Origin of the sequence: Comamonas sp. SY3, from assembly GCF_041730275.1 — a bacterium.
Classification (GTDB): Bacteria; Pseudomonadota; Gammaproteobacteria; order Burkholderiales; family Burkholderiaceae_C; genus Comamonas; species Comamonas sediminis.
In genome coordinates this window covers 14730-29028 of the sequence record NZ_JBGTYN010000028.1, presented here as the reverse complement: position 1 = coordinate 29028, position 14299 = coordinate 14730, and the positions used below count along the sequence as shown (strand labels likewise).

At 64.1% G+C, this 14299-nt stretch carries 9 protein-coding genes; 2 read left to right on the top strand and 7 right to left on the bottom strand.

What is annotated here, in order from left to right; all coding sequences use genetic code 11:
• Positions 1–70: 70 nt before the first annotated feature.
• From ACCQ08_RS23295 to ACCQ08_RS23275, 5 genes are all read right to left on the bottom strand, one after another.
• Entirely contained in the window at positions 71–6427 is a 6357-nt protein-coding gene (locus tag ACCQ08_RS23295) for an Hpt domain-containing protein (protein WP_373451150.1), read from the bottom strand.
• A gap of 111 nt (positions 6428–6538) precedes the next feature.
• Positions 6539–8806: a methyl-accepting chemotaxis protein gene (locus ACCQ08_RS23290; RefSeq protein ID WP_373451149.1), complete on the bottom strand. Its 2268-nt coding sequence runs from the start codon at positions 8804–8806 to the stop codon at positions 6539–6541.
• Between the two features lie 38 nt (positions 8807–8844).
• Positions 8845–9372 (bottom strand): chemotaxis protein CheW, encoded by a 528-nt coding sequence (locus ACCQ08_RS23285; RefSeq protein ID WP_373451148.1) that lies wholly within the window; start codon positions 9370–9372, stop codon positions 8845–8847.
• Between the two features lie 3 nt (positions 9373–9375).
• Complete coding sequence (locus ACCQ08_RS23280) at positions 9376–9741, bottom strand: PleD family two-component system response regulator (protein ID WP_256460938.1); 366 nt, start codon at positions 9739–9741, stop codon at positions 9376–9378.
• A gap of 9 nt (positions 9742–9750) precedes the next feature.
• A complete protein-coding gene (locus ACCQ08_RS23275; RefSeq protein WP_021027286.1) occupies positions 9751–10137 on the bottom strand; it encodes a PleD family two-component system response regulator in 387 nt (128 codons plus the stop codon).
• Positions 10138–10429: 292 nt separating this feature from the next.
• On the opposite strand from ACCQ08_RS23275, the gene ACCQ08_RS23270 reads away from it, so the two are divergent.
• Together ACCQ08_RS23270 and hemL are read left to right on the top strand one after the other, a co-directional pair.
• Positions 10430–11362: a hydroxymethylpyrimidine/phosphomethylpyrimidine kinase gene (locus ACCQ08_RS23270; protein ID WP_373451147.1), complete on the top strand. Its 933-nt coding sequence runs from the start codon at positions 10430–10432 to the stop codon at positions 11360–11362.
• 98 nt (positions 11363–11460) lie between these two features.
• Positions 11461–12759, top strand: a complete 1299-nt coding sequence (hemL, locus tag ACCQ08_RS23265) for a glutamate-1-semialdehyde 2,1-aminomutase (RefSeq protein WP_239809321.1) — start codon at positions 11461–11463, stop codon at positions 12757–12759.
• A gap of 86 nt (positions 12760–12845) precedes the next feature.
• Here the strand turns inward: hemL and ACCQ08_RS23260 are convergent, their stop codons facing one another.
• A complete protein-coding gene (locus tag ACCQ08_RS23260; protein WP_239809322.1) occupies positions 12846–13556 on the bottom strand; it encodes a Bax inhibitor-1 family protein in 711 nt (236 codons plus the stop codon).
• A 146-nt stretch (positions 13557–13702) separates the two neighbouring features.
• Positions 13703–14191: a c-type cytochrome gene (locus tag ACCQ08_RS23255; protein ID WP_239809323.1), complete on the bottom strand. Its 489-nt coding sequence runs from the start codon at positions 14189–14191 to the stop codon at positions 13703–13705.
• Positions 14192–14299: the final 108 nt, after the last annotated feature.

Below are 14299 nucleotides of genomic sequence, written 5' to 3'. Positions count from 1 at the left end.
AGGGCTGCCGGGCGCGCATAAAAAAAGGGCTGCCCGCAGGCAGCCCTTGGGACTGGAGCCATCGGCCCGATCAGTGCAGCGGGGCGGCGTCGGCCGCCTTGATCTCATTGTCCAGCACACACTGGCGAACCAGCGACAGCAGTACTTCGTCGGCATAGGGCTTGCCCAGGTAATGGTCCACGCCCAGGCTGGCCGCGTGCTCGCGGTGCTTGTCGGCAATGCGCGAGGTGATCATCACCACCGGCAGGTCCTTCATCGCCGCATCGGCACGGATTTCGCGCACCAGCTCGAAGCCGTCCATGCGCGGCATCTCGATGTCCGACAGCACCATGACCGGGCGCTCCTCGCGCAGACGGTCCAGCGCCTGCAGGCCATCGGCGGCCAGCGCTACGCGGTAGCCTTCGCGCTGCAGCAAACGCTGGGTCACGCGGCGCACGGTGATGGAGTCGTCGACCACCAGCACCAAAGGCGTCTGCACCACCTGCTCGGCCAACTCACGCACCGGTGCCTTGGCCACTTCAGGGCGCACCGCCGCTTCGGCAATGCGGTCGGCAATCTGCTGGCCATACACGGTGTACAAGGCCACCGGGTTGTAGATCAGCACAATCGCACCGGATGCCAGCACCGACATGCCGGCCAGACCTGGCAGGCGCGCCAGTTGCGGGCCCAGGTTCTTGACCACGACTTCCTGGTTGCCCAGCACTTCATCGACGTGCACGGCCAGGCGCTTGGTGGCCGAGCGCAAGATCACGACCGCGCTGGTCTTCTCCGGCTCTTCCTGGCTGCGCAGGTGGCCCTGCAGCAGCGCACCGGCAAAGTAATACGGCAGCTCCTGCTCGTTGTCGGTGTAGACACCGTTGGCATGGGCCTGCTCGATCAGCGCCTTGGGCACGCGCCGCACGTATTCCACCAGATTGGCGGGAACGCCGAACTTGAGATCGCCGGCGCGCATCATCACCACCTGGGTCACCGCCGTGGTCAGCGGCATCACCATCTGGAAGCGCGTGCCCTTGCCGGTCTCCGACGTGGTCACGATGTGGCCACCCAGCGACTGGATCTCGGTACGCACCACGTCCATGCCGATACCGCGCCCCGACAGCTCGGAGACCTCGGTGGCTGTGGAGAAGCCGGGGGCAAAGATCAGCTGCGCCGCCTTGTCCACATCGAGCGGCTCGTCGGCCGTGATCAGACCCGACTGCATGGCCTTGCGGCGAATGGCCTCAAGCTGCAGGCCCGCGCCGTCGTCGTGGATGGACACGGCGATATCATTGCCTTCCTGGCGCACATCGATGGCGATCGTGCCCACCGGCTGCTTGCCTTGCGCCTTGCGCTCCTCCGGCGTTTCGATACCGTGCGCCACGCTGTTGCGCAGCAAGTGCTCGAAGGCCGGGGTGACCCGGTCCAGCACACCCCGGTCGATCTCGATCGAGGCACCGGTGATGTCCAGCTTGACCTGTTTGCCCAGCTCCTTGGAGATCTGGCGCACGATGGCGTAAAGACGCTCGGAGATGGAGTCGAACTCCACCATGCGCGTGCGCAGCAGGTCCCGCTGCAGCTCGCGCGCCTGGCGGCCCTGGGCAATCAGATCGTCTTCGGCGCCTTCGGCGGTGCGCTGCAGATTGCGCTGCACCGTGCCCACGTCGTTGACCGACTCGGCCATCATGCGGGTGAGTTCCTGCACGCGGGTGAAGCGGTCGAACTCCAGCGGATCGAAGCCCGAATCCGAATCCTTGGCCAGCGCCATGCGCGACTGCATCTGCGACTCGGCCTGCATCTCCACATCGCGCAGCAAGGTGCGCAAGCGCTCCAGGTTGCTCGACATGTCCTTGATCGACGAGCGGATGTTGCTCAGGCGCATGTCCAGACGCGAGCGGGCAATCAGCACCTCGCCTGCCTCATTGACCAGGCGGTCGAGCAACTGCGAGCGCACACGCACCGATTGACCGGCAGCGGCACGCACCGGCGCCATGCGCAGCATCAGCGGCTTGTGCTGTACGCCAGCGCTGGCGTCAGCGGCATCGGCTGCTTGCAGCGCCTGCTCTGCACTGGCGCTTTCCTGTGCAGCGGGCGTGCTGGCCGCCACTTCGGCCACCACTTCGCCCATCTCGGTGGCTGCAGGGGCCTGCTGGGGCAAGGCACCCTCTGCCAGCACCTGGTTGCCCCGCTCCTGCAGACCGACAAATTCCTGCTGCAGGCCGTCGTAACGCGCCAGCAGAATCTCGATGTCCTGGCCGGTCAGGTTTTCGGTGCCGATGTCCTCGACCTCGGACTCCATGCGGTGGGACATTTCGCCCAGGCGCATCGCGCCTGCCAGCCGCGCACTGCCCTTGAGCGTGTGCAGATGGCGCAGCACTTCGCCGCGCGGCGGCAGGTACTGCGGGTCGGAAGACCACTCGCGCAGCGCCCCACCCAGCTTGGGCAGCAGCTCCTGCGCTTCTTCTTCGAAAATCAGGAACAGGTCGGGGTCAATGACGTCGACGACTTCGATCGCATCGTCATTGCGCAACTCCAGCAGATCGGGCAACGCAGCGGCCGGCACGGCGGCTGCAGCTGCAAAGGCGCGGGCCGGCTCGGCTGCGCGGGCCGGATGCTCGCGCAACTCGCCCAGGCCAGAGGGCTCGAGGTCGAACTCGGCCATGCCATAAGGCGGATGCAATTGCGAGTTGATTTCCTGGTTCGCAATGTCTTCGAGGTCCTGCACCACGATCTCGCTGGCCGGTTTGACAAAACCGGCTGCCAGCTGGTGCAGCAGCTTGCGGATCTCCGAGCCCGCTGCCTGGCAGGTATTGAGCCAGGACACCTCCGGGTTGGAGAAGTTGTGGATGTGCGAGAGCGCATGCTCCAGCGACCGGGCCAGCTCGGACAACGAACTGAAACCGACCGTGGACGAGCTGCCTGCCAATGAATGGGCGTAGGCGATGGCGTCTTCGGGGAAATTGCGGTTGGGCGCCTGGGCCCAGGCGTACAGCACCTTCTCCAGGTTGTGCGACCAGTTCTCGGCTTCCGCAAGGTAGACATTGAACAGCGCCGGGCTTACGCCCAGCACATTGGCCACCTCGGCCGGCTCCTGAGCATCGGCCGGCGGCTCGGTGTCAGACGGCGCTGGCACGGGAGCCAGCGCCTCTGCTTGCACGTCGGCGGGGGCTTCCGGATGGGCCTGCGTTTCCGCGTGGACGGGTAGCTCGGCCGCTGCCTCAGCCTCAGCCTCAGCCTCAGCCTCAGCCTCAGCCTCAGCCTCAGCCTCTGCGGCAGCGGCGGGCTGCAGCGCGGGTTCGACTGCCTGCTGCTCGGCAGCCGACACGAACGCCTCGTTCAGATCCGCTGCCGGGATGTCTGGATGCGGCTGCAGTAGTTCAGCCGGCTCCGTCACTTCCAACGCCTGCGGAACCGGCTCGGGGAACGCCAGATCATCGGGCACCACGAGCAGGGTCTGGGGCTCGGCCACCGGCTCCTCTGGCAGCGCTTCGAGCGCGGGCAGCATGGTGTCCGCGAACTCGATGGCATCGAATCCAGTCGGGGGGGCCGGCTCCAGCGAGGCGGGCACGTCGGTCAGATCCAGCGATGGCAGCTCCAGCGGCAAGCGGGTTGGCGCCGGTTCCAGCTTGGCAGCCTCGAGGTCGGCCACAAATTCCAAACCCGCGTCCATCGATACAAAGTCCAGCGCGCTGTCGTGCGGCTGCAGCGTCTCGGGATCCTGCACAGCGGGTGCCTTGGCCTCGGCACTGGCCATCGCCTGGGCAAACTCCGAGAAATCGACCTCCTCGGCGCTTTCCGGCGCCATCGCCAGCGGCACCAGGCCCGAAGGCGTGGTCAAGGCAGGCTCGGGCTCCAGCGCAGCGGGCGGGTCCAGCTCCAGGTCGAGGCCGTCGAGCGGCCAGGCCAGCGCCGGCGCCGGCTCGGCCGGCGCATCCGGTGCGGCAGCAGGCGCTGGCGGAGTCAGCTCCAACGCCGCCCCTTCTTCTGCAGCGTCGGCTGCGGCAGCCGCATCGGACTCCAGCGCCGAAGGCTCGGTACCGTGCGGCCACTGCTCCGTCTGCGGCACCTGGCCAGGCGCGGCAGGCACCACCAGGGGCAGGTGCACGCCATCCAGACGCATGGCATCGGCGGAGATGCGGAAGATCTCCGGGTTCCAGGTGGACTGGCGCTGCGCGCCAATGTCCTCGGCCCAGCGGCCAAAACCGGTCAGTGCCTCGGCGCTCAGCGCCAGCAGCGGCGCATCGGCCGGTTTGTGTTCGGCCAGCCAGCTGTTGAGTACCTGTTCCATCGACCAGGCCGCATCGCCATACTGCACCAGCCCGACCATGCGGGAGCTGCCCTTGAGCGTGTGGAAGGCGCGGCGCAAGGTCGTCAGCGCCTCGGCATCGGCCGCATCGCGGCGCAGGGATTGCAGTGCCTGGCCGCCTGTCTGCACGACCGACTGGGCCTCTTCCAAAAAGATGTCCAGCAGCTCCTGGTCCAGTGCCTCCTCGGAGACCTGCGGCTGCGCCGGGGTTGCCGCCACAGGGGATGGTTCTGGTGCTGGTGCCGATACCGGTGCCGGGGCAGGCGCAAAAAACTGCAGATCCGGTGCGAGCACCGCAGGCGCCTTGGGCGCCGGGGCCGGGCTGGCCTCGAACAGGGGCGCCGGAATGGTCGGCGCGAAGTAGACGGAATCGTCTTCCGGTTCCTCGGGCGCATCGGGCGCTGCGGCCGGCGCGGGTGCCACCGGGGCAGGCGCGACATCGCCGGCCCTTTGGGTGCCCATCACAATGCGCAGCTCGCCACTGGTCGCATCAAACACAAACAGCTTGCGCGCCAAGGTACGCTGGTAGCCCAGCATGTCGAGCAGAAAGCCCAGCGCGCCGAGGCTGTTGCCCAGCTTCTCAAAAACCACGGGCTTGTCGTCGTCGGCCACCTGGCCGGCGGCCAGCTGGTCCACTACCAAACGCAGGTGCTGCGTGGCAGCGACAGCCTGGTCCAGACCCAGCACCGACAGCACGCCGCGCATCTGCGACAGCGATCCGGTGACGGTGCCCAGCATCGAGACATCCTCGGGGTTGCGGAAATACTGGTCGAGGTGCTTTTCTGCCTCTGCCAGCGTGGAGTGGAGCTCATCGACCACGCTGCCCATGGTCTGGTGGTCGCTGACGCGGCGGTACAGCTCTTCGACCCAGGTCTCCAGAGGCTCGGGCGGCTGGTCGGCCAGCACATGGTCGAGGCGCTGCGCCAGGCGGTCCGCACGCTCGCGCATCAGCGCAGGCTTGACATCCAGCGACTCCAGGTTGGCCTGCAGGTACAGCACGGCGGTGGCGACTTCCATCGCCATCGGGGTCGAGGGCGGGGTGCCGGTGCTCACCAGGCGTTCGGTCACCCGGCCCAGCGCTGCGCCCAGCTCGTCGGCACCAATATGCAGCTTGTGCAGCGATTCGCGGATCAGGTGGAACTGGTCGGCGACCGGCTTGATCTTGTAGCGGTCACCATCGGCCAGCGACGACCACAGCTCGGCAGCTGACTCCAGGCGCTTGCGCGCCTGCGCGAGCACAGCCGGGTCATACAGGCCAAAGCGCTCCTGGCCGTAGTTCACGCCTTGCAGCGCCTCGGTCTGCAGACTGGCACGGACCGCTTGCAGCACCGTGGCCTTGGCCTCATCAGCGCCTTGGGCGACGGCACAGAAAAAATTCAGCTCATGCTGCAGGCTCTGGTCCACATCGCTGCCACCCTTGGCATGCGCGGCGAACTGCATGATCACCCGCGACGCCGAGCGCTTCACATAGAGGTCGGGGTCGAGCAACTTGTACGCCAGCGCGTCGAAGAAGCCTGCGGCCACCTTCCAGAACAGTTTCAAAGGGGCTTGCGTCTGGCCCTGGGCCAGGCCCAGGCAGACGGCGGTCAAATCCTGCGCTGCACGCGCGTCGGCAGATTTGATGATCTGCAGCATGTCCGCATCGAGGCGCTCACGGGCGCCGCGGTCCAGCGGCAGTGCGGCCACTGGCGGCGTCTTCGGTTCCTGTTGCGCCTGGTCGCCCTGCCAGAGATCGGCCGGGTGGACACGCTCCACACCGGTGAAGGCCTGCATTTCCTTGTACTGCGGAAACAGCGCTACGAAGGAGACGTTGCGCCCCTTGAGCACATGGCTCAGGTACTCCAGCAGCGCAAACGACGTGCGCTCCATCAGCGCGACCGATTTCTCGGTGCACAGGTGGGGCTTGGCCGCAAAACGCTGCGCCGCCACTTCCATCAGGCCCACCAGCTCGGCCGCCTGGCCCACACCCACCATCTGCAACGCACCCTTGACCTGGTGCAGGTACTGCTTGGCCACCCGGATACCGGTGGTGTCGATCGCCTCCAAGTCCGATACCTTGGCCGCTTCCACATCCCGGCTGTAACGAAGCAATGCCTTGACCGTGGATTCCAGTGACCGGCGAACCTCGTCATTGATCCACGCCAATGGCCCGAGATCCCTCTCTTCTGTTGGCTGTGCGTTTTCCGCTTTATTTTCGATAGCTATAGACATGCAACAGTCCCCGATTGCGGGTCAAAATGAAACAGCAGGCATGGGTCAGGCAATCTTGAACCGAGACACCGACTGGCGCAGTTCCTCGGCCATTTGCGACAGCTCACGCACCTGCTGCGCTGTGGTACGGGTGCCATCACTGGTCTGCTCCGTCACCGCAAAGATATGCTGGATATTCTCTGCCACATCGTTGGCCTGAACTGCTTCGTCGGACGCAGAACGGGAAATCTGCTGAATCAGATCTGCCAGCTCACGCGAAACGCGGTCAATTTCCGCCAGTGCCGTACCGGCGCTGTCCGACAGACGGGCGCCTTCCACCACACCCTGGGTCGAGCGCTCCATAGCGGCCACCGCGTCCTGGGTATCGGTCTGAATCGCCTTCACCAGCACCGAGATCTGGCGCGTTGCATCGGCCGAGCGTTCAGCCAGACGCTGCACTTCCTCGGCCACCACCGAGAAGCCGCGGCCGGCTTCACCGGCGGAGGCCGCCTGAATGGCCGCATTCAATGCCAGCACGTTGGTCTGTTCGGTAATGTCCGAGATCAGGTCGGTAATTTCACCAATCTCCTGCGAGGACTCACCCAGGCGCTTGATGCGCTTGGAGGTGTCCTGGATCTGGTCCCGGATCGAGTTCATACCACCGATCGCGTTTTCCACCGCCTGCAGGCCCGACTCGGCCGCCATCAGCGACTTGCGCGCCACCGAAGCCGATTCCTGCGCCTGTGACGACACGAGGTTAATACGGGTCGCCATGTCGAGAATCGACTTGCCGGTTTCGCGAATCTCACGCAGTTGCTCGGTCGACGCAGCCAGCAGCTCAGTCGACGTGGAGTCCACGGTCGACGTGGTCTGTGCCACGCGGGTCGCCGTGTTCTGCACGCTGCCCACCAGCATGCGCAGCTCTTCCACCGTGTAGTTCACCGAGTCGGCAATCGCGCCGGTGATGTCTTCCGTCACGGTCGCTTCCTGGGTCAGATCCCCTTCAGCGACGGACTGCAACTCGTTCATCAGCCGCAAAATGGCAGCCTGGTTGGCGTCATTGAGACGCTTGGCCTCCTGCTCCTGGCGGGTCGCTTCCTGTTGCAGCGATTCTGCAGCGCGGCGGCGGTTCAAGCTGTCTGCCAGCTGCAGGCGCACCAGGCCCCACACACCCAGGCCCACCAGCAACGCTGCCAGCACGATGCCCACCAGGTACAGCCAGATGCGGTCGGACCAGCTGTTCAGGTCCGCCTGCAGTGCTTCCAGGCCCTTGCGCAGCGGATCGCTGGCCGACTGGATCGAGACTTCGGCCTCACGGGCTTCCGAGATGCCCTTGAGGTTGCTCAGCACCGCCGAGCCATCCTTCAACGTGATGTCGTACTGGGACGAGAGTTCCTGCAGCTTGTCGCGCACGGCGCCATCGCGGGCGGGGCTCAGGCGCAGCTCGGCGCTGCCGTTGAGCAGACCGGCGACGATTTCCTTGAAGGTGTTCAAGTCCTTGCCCAGCAGAAACACCGCCTCGGCATTGGCACCCGAGGCGCTCTGGAAGTCGTTGGCCGACTTGCCGATACGCTGGGTCAGCATCGCCAGCTGGCTGGCTGCGGCGATTTCAGCGGGCGGAGCCGCTTGCTGGAGCTTCAGGCTGACCACCGCCTCGCTCAGCTCGAGCAGGGTCTGCGTGTTCTTGTGAATCGCCTGCAAGTCCTTGTTCATCGCGACCAGCGAGGCTTTTTGCTTGACCACGGCATCGCTCTTGCTCGCGGTGCGGTCCGAGGCTTCCACCAGCGGCGCCAGCACCTCGGCGTAGGAACTGCCCAGCGCCTTGATCGCCGGGTCTTCCGAGCCGGAGTTCAGGCCATCGATGTTCTTCTTCAGAATCGACGAGGCTTCTGCCACTTCGGCAAATGCCTGCTCATTGCCGTTGACCGCCTGACCCACCGATTTGGCCAGACGCTGCGACTGGGTCAAGGCCTGGCCGGTGGCTGCCAGTTGGCCGCCTGTGGTGCGCGACTGCAAGATCGCCCACACCGCCAGCGCAAAGAACACCACCAGACCCACGATGACGATGGTCAGCAGGGTCTTTTGGTGTTTGGCAGCCGGTGCCGCACCCAGCACCGGCAGCGTCACCAGATCGTCGGCGGCGGTCTCGCCCTCGACCAGCTGGGCCATGTAATCGTCCTGCACCGCAGCGCCGGATACATTGGCCGACGTCTTGGCGGGGGACACGCCGTCACCGGTCGAGCCTTCGGAGAGCATCACCTGGTCACCATCTGGGAAGATGCTGACGCCTGGGTCTGCCACGTCTTCTTTGCGTTTGAATAGTTTGTTGAACATACAAATACCGAAAGGGATGAAGCCGCGGAAGCCCCGCACTAAACCGTGATATCGAGAAAATCGGGCGCATTGGCCAGCAGCTGCAGGTTGAGTTCCTGCCACTGCTCGCCACTGGCGGATGTATAGAGCGCACCAAAAAATTCCGGCGCATCGGCCGGCTTGTCTTTGGAATGCGCGAAGTCATTGCTGCCGCGCAAGCCTTCCAGCTGCTCGACAAACAGGGCGGCATTGACGCCCATCATGGGGTTGAGCGCGACGACCGAGGCCCCGGCAAACACCTGTTCGCTGCGTGCGACAGGCAGGCCCAGCATGCGGGCCAGATCCATCACCGTCAACAAAATACCCCGGATGCTGGTCACACCGAGCATCCAGGGTTTGGTGTAGGGCACAGGCTCCACCCCGCTCCAGCCCAGCACTTCGCCGGACTGGCTCAAAGGCAGCAGAAAGTTCCTGCCACTGATCTTGACTGCCAGCCACGAGGCACCGACCGCCGTCTGGTTGCGTGCCTGGCTCAGACGATCGGCCAGCCGGGTTTGCAGCTCTCGCAAGTCTTCGCGCTGTGCCATGCCTTATCCCAGTGCCTCGATCTTGGCCTTGAGTTCGGCCGGATCCACCGGCTTGGTCACATAGCCACGTGCGCCCTGGCGCATGCCCCAGACCCGGTCGGTTTCCTGGTTCTTGCTGGTGCACATGATGATCGGGATATCCGCATACTCCGGGCTGCGGGTGATCAGGCGGGTCAGCTGAAAGCCGTTTTGCCCGGGCATCACGACGTCCATCAGGATCAGGTCGGGCCGGTCTTCCGCCAGGCGCAGCATCGCCTCGTCCGAATTTTGCGCAGTGCGCACCACCATACCCTGGCGTACAAGCAGATCGCTCAAAAACATCAATTCGGTTTTTGAGTCATCAACGATAAGAACTTTTTGAATAGGCACGACCCCTCCTTAACGTTCGGCAACGAAACGTCCGACGGTTTCCAGTAATTGATCTTTGGTAAATGGCTTGGTGAGGTAGTCTTCACATCCCACCATGCGTCCCCGGGCCTTGTCGAAAACGCCGTCCTTGGACGACAACATGACCACGGGTGTAGATGCGAAAGCATCATTGCGCTTGACGATGGCGCAGGTTTGGTAGCCGTCCAGTTTGGGCATCAGGATGTCGCAAAACACCATGTCCGGCTTGAAATCGTTGATTTTGGAGAGGGCATCGAAGCCGTCTTCAGCGAGCAGCACCTCGTAGCCGCCTTGCTTCAGAAAAATCTCAGCACTTCTGCGAATGGTATTGCTATCGTCAACCACCAATACCTTGAAGTTGTCTGCGGAAACTGTCACCGGCCACCCTCCTCATTGCATGTCATGAAATGCGAATGCACGCGGCAGCCAAGGCTGACATAGCCCCTCCCACCCGTTTGCATTGAACACATACGCCCTATGGCAATTTTTCTTCGACGAATCCGCATGTGCTGGAGGTGCATTTTGCACCACAGCGCGTACACTGCATCCGTCGTCCCTGCTCCTAATTTTGAAAAGCTTACAGAGGCTTTACATAGAATGCAACGATTGTAGCTTTTCAACACAGATTTAACGGTGATTCCTGCATCAATGTGCTTTATCTCGTTGACCTATGACATCCTCCTTGACAAACCAGCCAGAATCCAGCCCGAGTGAAAGCACGTTGGCCGCGACGATTGATACCGCCAGCATCCTCTGCATCAACGCCAATGACCCCAGCGGCGCAGGCGGCACCAATGCCGATGCGCTGGCCGTGGCGTCGATGGGAGGACACCCCTGCACCGTCGTCACGGGTGCGTTGATCCGCGATACGCTCGACACCATCGACTTTTATGCGCTGTCCGATGATGCAGTTCAGCAACAGGCGCAGACCGTATTGCAGGACATTCCCATCCGCGCGATCAAACTGGGCTTTCTGGGATCGATTGAAAATGTACGCGTGTGTGCGGAAGTAACCAATGACTACCCCGATGTACCGGTCGTCGCCTATGTCGCCGGCATGGCCTGGTGGGACAGCGAGCTGATCGACGACTACCTCGACGCGTACCAGGAGTTGCTGCTGCCCCAGGTGACGGTGCTGGTCGGTGCCTATGGCCTGCTATGGCGCTGGCTGCTGCCCGACCGCACCTCCGAGCACCGCCCCAGCCCCCGTGACCTGGCCAAGGCCGCCGCCGACCATGGTGTGCCCTTTGTACTGGTGACCGGCATCCCCGCCCATGACCAGCATGTGGAAAACGTGCTCGCCTCGGCCGACACCGTGTACGGCAGCGGCGAGTTCGAGCTTTTCGAGACCGAGTACATCGGCGCAGGCGACACCTTGAGCGCGGCGCTCACGGCCTTGCTGGCCACCGAGGTGCCGCTGAGCGACGCGACCGCCGAAGCGATGACCTACCTCGACAAATGCCTGGAGGGAGGCCTGCGCCCCGGCATGGGCAAGACCGTGCCTGACCGTCTTTTCTGGGTGCATGCCGATGACGAAGACGTAGAGGATGACGGTAGCGCGGATGGGGATGAGAGCGACGCGCTCCACACCCGCCCGCTCTGAGTTCAAAGCCTGCCTGTTCCAGTGCAGTGAATACCGGATTGACAGCCCCAAGCACCCGCTTGGCCGACAATCCAAGGCCAGAGTAGATGTGAGCCCTTATGACGATGGATAAAAACGCCCAATTGTTTGAACGTGCCCGCCAGGTGATCCCCGGCGGCGTGAATTCGCCCGTGCGGGCTTTCAATGCCGTAGGCGGCACGCCGGCCTTCATCGCCCGCGCGCAAGGCGCGCACCTGTTTGATGCCAATGACAAACGCTATGTGGACTACATCGGCTCCTGGGGCCCGATGATCCTGGGCCATGGCCACCCGCAGGTGCTGAGCGCCGTGCAGGCTGCGCTGCTCGAAGGCTTTTCCTTCGGTGCTCCCACCGAGCGCGAGATCGCACTGTCTGAAGCCATCCTGAAGCTCATGCCGTCGATGGACATGGTGCGCCTGGTCAGCTCCGGCACCGAGGCGGGCATGAGCGCGATTCGCCTGGCGCGCGGCTATACCGGCCGCAACAAGATCATCAAGTTCAACGGCTGCTACCACGGCCATGCCGATGCGCTGCTGGTCAAGGCCGGCTCGGGCCTGGCGACCTTTGGCGCCTCGTCTTCGGCAGGGGTGCCCGCCCAGGTGGTGCAGGACACCATCGTTCTGGAATACAACGACATCGGCCAGCTCGAAGAAGCCTTTGCCAAGTACGACGGCCAGATCGCCTGCGTGATCATGGAGCCGATTGCCGGCAACATGAACTTTGTGCGCGCCAGCACCGCCTTTACCCGCCGCATCAGCGAGCTGACCCAGGAACATGGCGCCTTGCTGATCTACGACGAGGTGATGACCGGTTTCCGTGTCGCACTGGGCAGCGCGCAAAGCCTGTATGCGCAGCAGATCCCCGGCTTCAAGCCCGACATCACCGTGCTGGGCAAGGTGATTGGCGGCGGCATGCCGATGGCCGCCTTTGGCGCGCGCCGCGAGATCATGGAAAAGCTCTCGCCGCTGGGCCCGGTCTACCAGGCCGGCACCTTGTCGGGCAACCCGATTGCCACGGCCTGTGGTCTGCAGACCCTGTCGCTGATCAGCCAGCCGGGCTTCCATGAAGCGCTGCATGCGAAGACCGGCCAGCTGATGGCCGGCCTCAAGGCCGAGGCCGATGCCGCAGGCGTTCCCTTCAGCGTGGACCACCAGGGCGGTCTGTTCGGCTTCTTCCTGCTGCCCGAGCTGCCCAGCCACTACGAAGCGGTGATGAAGAGCGACAAGCCGCTGTTCAACAAGTTCTTCCACGGCATGCTCGCGCGCGGCCACTACTTTGCGCCGGCGCTGTACGAAGCGGGCTTTGTCAGCAGCGCCCATACCGATGCCGACATCCAGGCGACGATCGAAGCAGCCCGCGACGTCTTCAAGACCTTGTAAACGCCCTCCGCTGCCTGGCCGCCCGTCTCTGGCGGGCATAAAAAAACCTCGGCATGCCGAGGTTTTTTGTTGTCGGTCGCAGGCGATCAGTCGTCGCTGCCACCCAGTTGCATGATCAGGCGCAGCACATACCAGAACAGCAGCGCCACCGATGCGAACAGGTGCAGGGCCGCGCCAGCGGGGCGGTCTGCCGGGTAGTGGCGCATGATCTGCGAGGTGTCATACAGCACGCAAGCGCCGGCAAACAGCACCATCGCGCCGGAGAACCAGATGCCCAGCTTGAAGCCGAACACGACACCGGCCAAGATGATACCGATGGCCACCAGGCCACCGATCTTCAGGAAGCCGCCCAGAAAGGAGAAGTCCCTCTTGCTGGTAAAGGCCGTGAAGGTCAGGCCCGCCACCAACGCCAGGGTCGCAATCGAGGCCGCCTGGATCGAGCCGGGGGCAATGATGCTGGCCATGGCCAGCATCGGGGCGAAGATCAGCGATTCGGCAAACACAAAGCCGCCCAGCGCCAGGTACTGCACGCCAGTGCTTTCCGAATTGTCGGCGGCATTGGTCGCCAGCCAGCCGACCACCATGAAGGCGCCCATGACCGCCAGCCAGCCCCACTTGCTTACGCCCAGCATCTTGAGCATCGCAAACGATGCACCGCTGGCGTACAGGCCAAACGACAGCACGGCAAAAGCCAAGATGGCGACAGCCAGATGGCTGTAGGCCGCCTTGATGAATTGGCCTCGGCTGTTCGCCTCGGTCAGGCCACCGCCGTGTCCGGCGTATTCGGGAAAGTTCATGCATCCTCCTTCAGGTCTATGTCGCTGCAGTATCGCAGATTTGCTTTACAAAGCATGGCCTTTCCAGACCCTGTCTACGGACATTGCCGCCGGACGCAAAAAAGCCCGCTGCAGCAGCGGGCTCGTGCGGCTGGTCCGACAGGCGCTCAAGGCGGACTGGCGGCAGGCGCGTTGGCGGGGCGCAGGGCCATCAGCCAGCCGGCCATCAGTTCGGCCTGCTCCTGCGTGACCTGCGGATGGCGTGGCATCACGATACGGCCCCACTCGCCGACGCTTCCCTCGCGGATCTTGCGCGCCAGATAGGGGACGGCATCGTCACGGTCGGCATAGCGCTTGGCGATGTTGCGAAAACCCGGGCCCACGACATCCAGCTCCATCGTGTGGCAGCGCATGCAGTCGCTGCTGCGGGTGACCAGCTCGCGGCCCTGCTGCAGCCGGGGGCTGGCCTCGATCAGGCGGTCCGCAGCCGTCACCTCGGGCTTGGGCCGGATGATCAAGCGCCCGATATTGAACATGCCCAGGCCCACCACCAGCGCAAATGCAACGATCAGCACACCCAGCCAGCGCGAGCGGCGCGGCGGGTCACTGTCCGGATCGGAGGCGGGAGGCGGGTCTTGGTGCTGTGGTTCGCTCATGGTGGAAGGGGCCGGGGCCCGGCGCAGAAAACAAGCCGGCGAACCCGAAGATGGCCGGCGTATCGGGGCTGCAGGCCGGATCGGCCTGCAGCCAGCGGTGGCAGCACC